The 11,024-nt window shown below is 51.8% G+C and carries 9 protein-coding genes; 7 read left to right on the top strand and 2 right to left on the bottom strand.

Annotated elements, in window-relative coordinates:
* Positions 1-580 precede the first annotated feature (580 nt).
* The 6 genes from AC791_RS15615 (at position 581) to mgtE (ending at position 7,994) form a co-directional block, all read left to right on the top strand.
* Positions 581-1,699 carry a porin OmpC gene (locus AC791_RS15615; protein ID WP_049841321.1) on the top strand — a complete coding sequence of 373 codons (1,119 nt, stop codon included), beginning with the start codon at positions 581-583 and terminating at the stop codon, positions 1,697-1,699.
* A 118-nt stretch (positions 1,700-1,817) separates the two neighbouring features.
* Positions 1,818-2,873, top strand: coding sequence for an FAD:protein FMN transferase ApbE (gene apbE / locus AC791_RS15610; RefSeq protein WP_049841320.1), 1,056 nt, complete (start codon positions 1,818-1,820; stop codon positions 2,871-2,873).
* A 73-nt stretch (positions 2,874-2,946) separates the two neighbouring features.
* On the top strand, positions 2,947-4,008 hold the full coding sequence (gene ada, locus AC791_RS15605; protein WP_049841319.1) for a bifunctional DNA-binding transcriptional regulator/O6-methylguanine-DNA methyltransferase Ada: 1,062 nt from the start codon (positions 2,947-2,949) through the stop codon (positions 4,006-4,008).
* A complete protein-coding gene (alkB, locus tag AC791_RS15600; RefSeq protein ID WP_049841318.1) occupies positions 4,008-4,658 on the top strand; it encodes a DNA oxidative demethylase AlkB in 651 nt (216 codons plus the stop codon). The genes ada and alkB overlap by 1 nt, the downstream gene beginning before the upstream one ends.
* Positions 4,659-4,731: 73 nt before the next feature.
* Complete coding sequence (locus AC791_RS15595; RefSeq protein ID WP_049841317.1) at positions 4,732-6,375, top strand: multidrug ABC transporter permease/ATP-binding protein; 1,644 nt, start codon at positions 4,732-4,734, stop codon at positions 6,373-6,375.
* Positions 6,376-6,557: 182 nt separating this feature from the next.
* Entirely contained in the window at positions 6,558-7,994 is a 1,437-nt protein-coding gene (mgtE, locus tag AC791_RS15590) for a magnesium transporter (RefSeq protein ID WP_049841316.1), read from the top strand.
* Here the strand turns inward: mgtE and AC791_RS15585 are convergent.
* Positions 7,957-9,204 (bottom strand): SulP family inorganic anion transporter, encoded by a 1,248-nt coding sequence (locus AC791_RS15585; RefSeq protein ID WP_049841315.1) that lies wholly within the window; start codon positions 9,202-9,204, stop codon positions 7,957-7,959. The genes mgtE and AC791_RS15585 overlap by 38 nt on opposite strands.
* 261 nt (positions 9,205-9,465) lie before the next feature.
* Positions 9,466-9,705 carry a DinI family protein gene (locus AC791_RS15580; protein WP_049841314.1) on the bottom strand — a complete coding sequence of 80 codons (240 nt, stop codon included), beginning with the start codon at positions 9,703-9,705 and terminating at the stop codon, positions 9,466-9,468.
* Between the two features lie 791 nt (positions 9,706-10,496).
* Between AC791_RS15580 and AC791_RS15575 the strand changes: the two genes are divergently transcribed.
* Positions 10,497-11,018 carry a fimbrial protein gene (locus AC791_RS15575; protein WP_077264648.1) on the top strand — a complete coding sequence of 174 codons (522 nt, stop codon included), beginning with the start codon at positions 10,497-10,499 and terminating at the stop codon, positions 11,016-11,018.
* The last annotated feature ends 6 nt before the right edge of the window (positions 11,019-11,024 follow it).

The following is an 11,024-nucleotide window of genomic DNA, read 5'->3' as shown; positions in this document are numbered from 1 at the left end:
CGGGATCGCACGAAATATCAAAGACAATTAAGCAGGCCGACGAAGCGGTAATTATCACGGATAGTTATTAGAGTGATTAGTTAATAGTCATTATTATTTCTTTTAGATAACATGTTTTTAACGGAGTAACGTAAAGAAGGGTAAAAAAAACCGGACGCGAAGCATCCGGTATAAATAGGGGTAAACAGACATTCAGAACTGAATGACGGTAATAAATAAAGTTAATGATGATAGCGGTATCTATTCTAGTCGTACCTGGCGAATTTTTTTTGGCAATCAGTGCTATGCACGTATTTTAGCTTAAGTTCATGATTTTATTTTTAAATAAATTAATTTTGATTATTCGTGCTAATTCCTTTAGCTATTTGTAGCGAATAAAAGTTCCCATAAATTTACAAAATGAAACATTTAAGCGGAAAAATGAAACACCTTAGAAGTTTTAGTATCATATTCCAGTTGGATTATTCTGTATTTTGTCGCAAAATGGTTTCGCCGACGGGTTAGCAGGCAATCAATAATCCGTAAAGCAGTGGCAACTAAAAAAAAAGCATATAAAAGCATATAACAGAGGGTTAATAACATGAAGGTTAAAGCACTGTCCCTCCTGGTACCGGCTCTGCTGGTAGCAGGCGCAGCGAATGCGGCAGAAGTTTATAACAAAGACGGCAACAAATTAGACCTGTACGGTAAAGTTGATGGTCTGCACTATTTTTCTGATGACAAAGGCAGCGATGGCGACCAGACCTATGTTCGTCTCGGCTTCAAAGGCGAAACACAGATCAACGATCAGCTCACCGGCTACGGCCAGTGGGAATATCAGGTTCAGGGCAACACCGATGAAGATACAAATGAATCCTGGACCCGTGTTGGCTTTGCGGGCCTGAAATTTAACGAAGCGGGTTCTTTCGACTATGGTCGTAACTACGGCGTCGTTTACGATGTGACTTCATGGACCGACGTTCTGCCTGAGTTTGGTGGTGACACCTACGGTGCAGACAACTTCCTGCAATCACGTGCTAACGGTGTCGCAACTTACCGTAACACCGACTTCTTTGGCCTGGTTGACGGTCTGAACTTCGCCGTACAGTACCAGGGCAGCAATGGTAACACCAGCGGTGAAGATGCAGGCGGCCGTAGCGTTCTGCGTCAGAACGGTGACGGCTTCGGCGGCTCTGTAACCTACGATATGGGTTACGGTATGAGCGTGGGTGGTGCGGTTGCCAGCTCTAAACGTACCTCCGATCAGAACGACATGGCCGGCATCTACGGTCATGGCGATCGCGCGACCACTTACTCCGGCGGCGTGAAATACGATGCTAACAATGTTTACCTGGCCGCACAGTATTCTCAGACCTACAACGCCACCCGTTTTGGCGGCGGCAGCAGCTCTGAGGCCTATGGTTTTGCTGATAAAGCGCAGAACTTTGAAGCCGTTGCGCAGTACCAGTTCGACTTCGGTCTGCGTCCGTCCATCGCTTACCTGCAGTCCAAAGGTAAAAAACTGGATAACGGCGTTGCTAACTACGGCGACCAGGATCTGCTGAAATATGTTGATGTTGGCGCGACTTACTACTTCAACAAAAACATGTCCACCTATGTTGATTACAAAATCAACCTGCTGGATGACAACGACTTTACCCGTAAAGCGGGTGTAAACACCGACGATATCGTTGCTCTGGGCCTGGTTTACCAGTTCTGATTGACCGATATTGACGAGAAAGGGCCTGCGGGCCCTTTTTTAATGCGCACAGATCGCATGTTTTAAAATGGATGAACAGGTGTACTCTTACGCCCTCAGTAAGAGGATAAAAAAACGAATGGAAATGACTTTTTTTCGGGCGGTCCTGCTGACCGCATTTGTATCAATTGCCGGCTGTGACAACGCACCCGTTTCACCCTCTCCGGATACCGCTTCTCCCTCCGTCCTTGAGGGGAAAACAATGGGCACCATCTGGCGGGTAAGCGTTATCAACGTTGATCCTGCCCGTCTTGAGGCGCTACAGCAAAAAATTCAGACCCAGCTTGATGCCGACGATCAATTACTTTCAACCTGGAAACGGGACTCAGCGCTTATGCGCTTTAATCACTCGCAGAGCACTACACCGTGGCCGGTGAGTAAAGCGATGGCGGATATTGTGACTGAAGCACTGCATGTCGGCGATAAAACGCACGGTGCCATGGATATTACCGTCGGACCACTGGTGAATCTATGGGGCTTTGGTCCGGATAAACAGCCCGTTAAGACGCCTGACGACGGGCAAATCGCGGCCGCCAAAGCCCGTACCGGCCTGCAACATCTCACGGTGATCGTTCAGGCCGGGCAGCACTATCTGCAAAAAGATATTCCCGATCTGTATGTCGATCTCTCTACGGTCGGTGAGGGTTATGCTGCCGATCATCTTGCCCGACTGATGGAGCAGGAAGCGATCCCGCGTTATCTGGTCTCCGTCGGCGGCGCGCTGGTCAGTCGGGGAATGAATGGTGAAGGTAAACCCTGGCGCGTGGCGATCCAGAAGCCCACCGACCGTGAGAATGCCGTTCAGACAGTTGTGGATATTAACGGCCACGGCATCAGCACATCCGGCAGCTACCGTAATTATTATGAGCTGGACGGTAAACGCATATCGCATGTTATCGATCCCCAAACCGGACGGCCTGTCGAACATAAATTGGTGTCGGTTACGGTGATTGCGCCGAGCGCGCTGGAGGCCGATAGCTGGGACACCGGCCTAATGGTGCTCGGCCCGGAGCAGGCCAAAGATGTTGTCCGCGAGCAGGGGCTGGCGGTGTATATGATTGTGAAAGAGGGCGATGCATTCCACACCTGGATGTCACCGCAATTTGCCAGTTTTTTACTCCCGGATAAAAATTAAAAAGCAAGATTCGCGGTTTTTTATTGCCGGTTTTTCGCCACAGTAGCGCTACCCTTAAAGCAGGAGCCTGCTTATGAAAAATACGATTATCACCGATGACGCGTGCCGCTGGCAGGCGGTACTCGACCGCGATCCCCATGCTGACGGCCAGTTTGTGTTTGCGGTAGTGACGACGGGGATTTTTTGCCGTCCGTCCTGCCGCGTACGCCGTGCCCTGCGGAAAAATGTGCGTTTTTATGCCGATGCCCGGTCAGCGGAGGCCGCCGGTTTTCGTCCCTGTAAACGCTGCCAGCCGGACAGCTTCTCACCGCAAAAGAAACATATCGATATCGTTGCGCAGGCCTGCCGTCTGCTGGCCCAGGATACGCCTGTAACGCTCAATATGCTGGCGCAGACGCTGGCGGTTAGCCCTTTTCATCTCCATCGCCGGTTTAAATCGGCGACCGGCATGACGCCAAAAGCCTGGCAGCAGGCTCTGCGCGCCCGGCGTATGCGCGATGCACTGACACAAGGTGAAAGTGTGACTGATGCGCTGATGAATGCCGGATTCCCGGCCAGCAGTGCTTTTTATCGCAAGGCCGATACCGCCCTGGGTATGACGGCGCGCCAGTTCCGCCGCGGCGGGGAGGCGATGCTCATTCACTTTGCAATCGATGCGTGCTCGCTGGGCCGCTGCCTGGTTGCCGCAAGCCAGCGCGGGGTGTGTGCGGTTTTGCTGGGGGATGATGATCAATCGCTGACGGCGTCACTGTACGCACTGTTTCCCCGGGGGCAATGTTTACCCGGGGATGCCGCCTTTTGTGCGAGGATAGCCGAAGAAATTATTCATCTGGAAGCGCATCCCGCCTCATGTATGCTGCCGCTGGACATTCGCGGAACGGCTTTTCAGATGCGCGTCTGGCAGGCATTGTGCGATATTCCCACCGGTGAAACCCGCAGTTATCAACACATCGCCGACGTTATAGGGCATCCTCATGCGGTACGCGCGGTTGCCAACGCCTGTGCGGCCAATAAACTGGCGTTAATTATTCCCTGTCATCGGGTGGTGCGCGGGGACGGGGCGCTCTCCGGCTACCGCTGGGGGATCGCGCGTAAAGCTGTATTATTGCGTCGTGAGGCGCAACAGGAGGAGTAATGCTCGATCTGTTTGCTGATGCCGAGCCGTGGCAAGAGCCGCTGGGACCCGGGGCTATCATCCTGCGCCGTTTTGCCCTTCAACGTGCTGCACCGCTTCTGGCGGCGATTGACGAGGTGGCTGGTCAGTCGCCGTTTCGCCAGATGGTAACGCCAGGCGGCTATACCATGTCGGTGGCCATGACCAACTGTGGTTCTCTGGGCTGGGCCACCGACAGCCGGGGCTACCTTTACTCGCCGCGCGACCCGCTGACCGACGCGCCGTGGCCGCCGCTGCCAGGCGCCTTTCGCACGCTGGCCGATGCGGCTGCCACGGCAGCAGGCTACCCTGATTTTGCTCCCGATGCCTGTCTCATTAACCGCTATTTACCCGGAGCAAAGCTTTCCCTGCATCAGGATAAAGATGAAAAAGAGCTGCGTGCGCCGATTGTGTCTGTCTCTCTGGGGCTGCCGGCGATTTTTCAGTTTGGCGGCTTAAAACGCAGCGATCCGCTTAAGCGCACCTTGCTGGAGCACGGCGATGTCGTAGTCTGGGGTGGGCCGTCGCGGCTATTTTATCATGGCATCCAGCCGCTGAAAGAGGGCGAGCATCCCGCAACCGGGCGCTGTCGTTATAATCTCACCTTTCGCCAGACGGGAATTGTTGAATAAAAATAAGAATTATTCTTGATGTCAGCGGCGGGCAGTTTACACTGCTGGCTGAATTTTCTTGCGGATAGTATTTATGGAACTCCTCCTGCTGGTCTGGCGTCAATATCGCTGGCCTTTTATCGCGGTTATGGCGCTGAGCCTGGCCAGTGCGGCCCTGGGTATTGGCTTGATCGCCTTCATTAATCTGCGCCTGATTGAATCTGTGGATATGACGCTGCGCGTTCTGCCGGAATTTCTCGGCCTGTTACTGCTATTGATGGCCGTCACGCTTGGCTCGCAGCTGGCGCTGACCACTCTGGGCCACCATTTTGTTTTTCGCCTGCGCAGCGAGTTTATTAAGCGCATCCTGGATACGCCGGTTGAAAGAATTGAGAAGCTGGGCAGCGCGGCGCTGCTGGCAGGACTAACCAGTGATATTCGCAATATTACCATCGCCTTTGTTCGCCTGCCGGAACTGGTGCAGGGGATCATTCTGACGGTCGGGTCAGCCGCCTATCTGGCAACCCTGTCCACGAAAATGTTATTGATTACTGCCGTGTGGGTGGCGCTGACGATCTGGGGCGGATTTATGCTGGTTGCTCGCGTATACCGCCATATGGCCAGGCTGCGGGAAACTGAAGATAAACTGTATCACGATTATCAGACGGTACTGGAAGGGCGCAAAGAGCTGACGCTTAACCGCGAACGCGCGGAGCATATTTTCAATAATATTTATGTTCCGGATGCCAAAGAGTACCGACATCATATTGTTCGCGCCGATACGTTTCACCTTAGCGCGGTAAACTGGTCGAACATTATGATGCTGGGCGCGATTGGCCTGGTATTCTGGATGGCAAACGGTCTGGGATGGGCCGATACCAACGTCGCAGCAACGTATTCACTCACGCTATTGTTTTTGCGCACGCCGCTGCTCTCGGCGGTAGGAGCTTTACCCACCCTGCTCAGCGCTCAGGTGGCGTTTAACAAACTCAAAAAATTCGATCTCGCCGCATTCAAACCTGAGTTTCCGCAGCCGAAGCGGTATCCGCAGTGGCAGACTCTGGAACTTCGTGACGTTACCTTTACCTACCAGGATAATACGTTCTCCGTGGGGCCAATTAATCTGACCTTACATCGCGGCGAGCTGGTGTTTCTGATTGGCGGTAACGGCAGCGGGAAATCAACATTGGCTATGTTGTTGACCGGATTGTATCAGCCCGTTTCCGGGCAAATCCTGCTCGACGGTAAACCGCTGGCAGCTGACCGGCCGGAAGACTATCGCAAGTTATTCTCGGCAGTGTTTACCGACGTCTGGCTGTTCGATCGGTTACTGGGCCCGGAGGGCAGCGCCGCCGATCCTGCGCTGGTGGATCACTGGATCGCACAGCTTAAAATGAGCCATAAGCTGAAGCTGGAAAACGGTAAAATTCTGGATCTCAAACTGTCTAAAGGTCAAAAAAAGCGGGTGGCGCTACTGCTGGCGCTGGCTGAGGAGCGAGATATTATTCTGCTGGATGAGTGGGCGGCCGATCAGGACCCGCATTTCCGCCGCGAGTTTTATCAGGTTCTGCTGCCGTTAATGCAGTCGATGGGCAAAACGATTTTTGCCATCAGCCATGACGATCTCTATTTCATTCATGCCGACAGGCTGCTTGAGATGCGCGATGGTCAGCTTTCTGAACTGACTGGTGAAGATCGCGCGCTGGCGTCACGCGACGCAGTCGCCCGTACGGCCTAAGTTTTGTACCGGAGGTTTCTCTTTACCTCCGGTATTCTCCCCACGGTATTGCCGCATCAATCTCTTTACGCAACTTTTTTATTTTTCATTCATTCCGTTTATTATTCATTTGCTCCCGGCACGCTATGCTTACTGCGCCAGCTATACCCTCTTATGTTATGCAATGACCCAAGGATTTCCCGATGTCCGTCTCGACAAATAACAGTGCCCGATTGCGCGATGAAGAACGTGCGCGCCTGGTCTGGCTGCTTACAACCGATAAAGCCATAACGTCCTCATTACTCAATAAATTGACGTTGGTGGAGCAGTTCGACAGCGGCGCGCTGGATAATCGGATCGCTGAAGTCGGCGTACTGGTTGAACACCTGAAGCCGGCAGATCTTGCCGATACGCTGGAAGCCCTGCCTGCTGAAGAGCGCCGTGCGCTCTGGCTGCTGATTAATGAAGACAAGCGCGGCAAAGTTCTGCTTGAGGCCTCAGAAAATGTCTGGGACGACCTTATCGATCAGATGAGTGATTCGGCGCTAATGGACGCCATGAATACGCTTGATATTGATGAGCAAATTTATATTGTCCAGCATCTGCCGCGCAATTTGACCGGAAGATTACTGGCCACGCTATCCCCGTCCGAACGGGGGCGCGTGCGTCAGGTGATGAATTACGATCCTGACAGCGTCGGCGCAATCATGGAGTTTGAAGTGATTACCGTGCGCCCGGATGTCACCCTGGGGACGGTTCAGCGTTATTTGCGCCGACTGGGCAAAATGCCTGAAAACACCGATAAGCTGTTTGTAACCGACAGAGAAAATAAACTGCTCGGTGAACTGGAATTGAAAACGATCCTGATTTCATCTGCTGCCACTAAGGTCGATACCGTCATGGAGCGCGATATCCTGGCTTTTCGTCCCGATGAAAACGCGGAAAAAGCGGCCAGGACGTTTGAGCGCGATAACTTAATCAGCGCCGCCCTGGTCGATTCCGATGGCCGATTAATGGGCCGTATTACCATTGATGAAATTGTCGATGTGGTGTATCGCGAAACCGATAACGATCTGCGTCAAATGGGGGGACTCAGCGGCGATGAAGATATTTTCGCCCCGGTCCATAAAGCCGTAAAGACGCGCTGGGCGTGGCTGGCAGTAAATCTTTGCACTGCCTTTATTGCCTCGCGTGTTATTGACGGCTTTGAACACACGATTTCGCAGCTGGTGGCGCTGGCCTCGCTGATGCCGATTGTCGCCGGTATTGGCGGCAACACCGGGAATCAGACCATCACCATGATTGTCCGCGCGCTGGCGCTGCAATATATTCAGCCGGGCAATTTTTCATTTCTGATCCTGCGCGAAATGGGCGTGGCGCTGATTAATGGCGTGGTGTGGGGCGGCATTATGGGCGGCGTCACCTGGGCATTGTATGGCGATCCGGCGCTGGGCGGCGTTATGATGCTGGCAATGGTACTTAACCTGCTGGTTGCCGCGCTGATGGGCGTACTCATTCCGATGATTATGATCAAAGTCGGCCACGACCCGGCAGTCGGCTCAAGCGTTATGATCACCGCTATCACCGATACCGGGGGCTTCTTTATTTTTCTGGGTCTGGCAACGATTTTTCTGCTGTAGGCGAAGCGTGTCGTTTCAGACGGCGCGGCATGATGATCATGAGGATGACGCCCGCCAGCACGCCAATGGCCAGATTACCAGTGGATACGGTTGCCACCACCGTGACCAGCATGACCAGCGTTTCTGGCCACGGGGTGCTTTTTAGCGTGCCGGGCCGGATGCTGTGCCAGCTAAAGGTTTTCACGGCGACGATAACCATGATCCCGGCCAGTACGGCCATCGGGATTTTTGCCATCACTTCACTTAACGCTGTCACCAGTACCACCAGCACCAGCCCGGCCACCAGAGTAGAGATACGGCTGCGGGCGCGTCCCATCTCGACGTTAACGATCGTTTGACCGATCATGGCGCATCCGGCAATCCCGCCGTAAAAACCGGCGAGGATATTGGCCACGCCAAGACCCGCGCTTTCCCGATGTTTATTTGACGGTGTTGCAGTCAGATCGTCTACAAGCTTTGCCGTCAGCAGCGACTCCATCAATCCGACAAATGCAATACTCAGCGCGCACGGCCAGATAATAGTGAGCGTATTCAGATCCAGCGGTACGTGAAGTACGCTAAGGCCTGGCAGGCCACTGTCCATTGAACCAGCGTCGCCGACGGTCGGCATTAACTGGCCGGTCGTTGCGGTAAAAATAGTCAATAGCACAACAGCAATCAACGGCGACGGCACGCTTTTGATGATCCGGGGAGCCCACAGCACAATCAGTAACGTCAATACGAACAGGCCAGCCACCAGCGGGCTTCGGCTCCAGAAATGCGGTACCTGAGCGAAAAAAATCAAAATACCCAGTGCATTAACAAAACCGGTCATTACCGCCTGAGGAATGAAACGCATCAGGCGAGCCATGCCACTCAGACCGAAAAGGATCTGGATAACCCCGGCCAGTACCACGGCAGGCAGGATATATCCCACGCCGTGCTGATGCACCATCGGGCCAATGACCAGCGCTACCGAGCCAGCAGCGGCTGTTACCATCGCCGGACGCCCACCAAGCACGGACATTGCCAGGCACAGAACGACAGAGGCAATCAGGCTGACTTTAGGATCGACGCCAGCAATAACCGAGAAAGAAATCACTTCCGGGATCAGGGCCAGAGCGGTAATCACGCCTGCCAGAGATTCACGCAGCAGCAGTGACGGCGAGCGTATTACGTTAACAATCGCACCCTGCCGGGTCGGTGATAAAGAAGAATGAGTTTCAGGCATACAGATCCGCAGTTAAGAAAAGGGCTTCCATAACGATTCGCTGGCATCCGTGCGGGAAATCACAAAGCGGGGAATAATAACGGCTGGTACTGGCACGAGCCAGCATTTTTTATCTTTTACAAGTATCAATCATTAACATTTTTATAACTTTTTTATAAGGACAAATTTTATACGATATGCAATACCACCGGCACAGCGTAAGCCGCAGCCGGTGCCAGCCGCCGACATGGCGATGTAACGTAACCAATAAGCGACAGGCGCTTATTCGGCAACCATCCACATATCAGCCTCATCAAACATTTCTTCCAGCATACGGTTCAATTTTTCGCGATCGCTTTTGCTGGCATCACTGTTTAATCCGTTAGCCTGCATCGGCTTTACCCGCACGTCTGCGTCAGGAAAGAGGCGGTGAACCCGACGGGTCAGCTCTTCAAGAATGATCTCCCGTGCATTGGGAAGGCCGGCGACATTGCGCTTATCGTAAACCAGTTCTACAAACATGTTGTTGCCTCAAAAACACTGTTCTTATGTACAGCAATTTACCAGCCATGGCGGGAAAGTACAGTGCTTTCGTGGGCTTTTTGTGCGCTGGCGACCAGAGAGCAGAATCTCCAGCGATAGCGTTTAGATGTGGTAGCGTCATATAGCATTTATATGTCTTAACTCCCGCAATTTTTGCCAGAGGATTCTCTGTCAACACAGAGAATTTTCCGATGTAAAAAGTGGAATAGCGTTCGCGGTTGCCATCGTGAGCATTTTTTATTATCTGGGATCTTACCCTTTCTATACCACGTTGTTGATAATGATTGCTCTTTCAACAGGGAAATACAGGATCCGATGTTTACGTTCTTTGACGTTTTCTAATTAAACATTACTTATTCAGTTTTGATATTACTTTTTCATACGTTCGCTTTACGCTTCTGAAGCGAAATGTACCGTAAGTAAAATGAAGTATGCCCGCGTGATGTATATATTCGACATGCTAATCTTTCTTTAACCTTCCAGGCAGATCATCCAACAACCGGATGTGTTAAGCATGACCCTAAACCAGGTATTTTCTCTTGTTTATGATTTGTTTAATTTAATCAGTACATAATCCGTAACGTTTTCGTGGTTAAACGCTATATAGAGATAGGGTTGCTGCGAAATTATATATGAACCAGCCGTAATTATAATAAATGCCGTACGCCATGGGTTAACCTGCACATGGCATAGGGATGAAGTTATACGCTTTTTCCATATAAATAGATGTTTCTTTACGTTTTTAAATATTTAATGATACTGAGGAATCAATGAAAAATAAATTTGCTAAACTTTTACTGGTCGTTTCTTTAGGTTGCTCCAGCACGCTATATGCCGCAGATGGTACTATCAACTTCACAGGTAATATTACTGATACTGCCTGTAAAGTTGATCCGGGCTCTGCTAACCAGACGGTTAATTTAGGCACCGTTTCAACCAGTGCTCTGGAAACAGCGGGTACAACTGCATCGCCAACCCGTTTTTCAATCGTATTAAGCGATTGCCCGGCCAGTGTCACAAGCGCCCATGTCCGTTTTGATGGTCCGGCAAGTCCTGCTAATCACCAGGTTCTGGCGCTGAATTCCGGGCAGACTGCGACCAATGTGGGCGTCGCGCTGTATGAAGCCGACAGCAGCACAATGATACCGGTAGGTTCACCGAGTCAATCGGTTAACCTTAGCGCTGAGAGTGACAATACGCTGCACTATTTTGCTAAATACTATGCTACCGCCGATAAGGTGACAGCAGGTACTGCAAACTCAACAACCGCATTTACCATCGTTTATAATTAAATAATA

It is taken from the genome of Klebsiella sp. RIT-PI-d (genome assembly GCF_001187865.1).
GTDB lineage: Bacteria > Pseudomonadota > Gammaproteobacteria > Enterobacterales > Enterobacteriaceae > Superficieibacter.
This window is presented reverse-complemented; position numbering and strand designations above follow the sequence as displayed.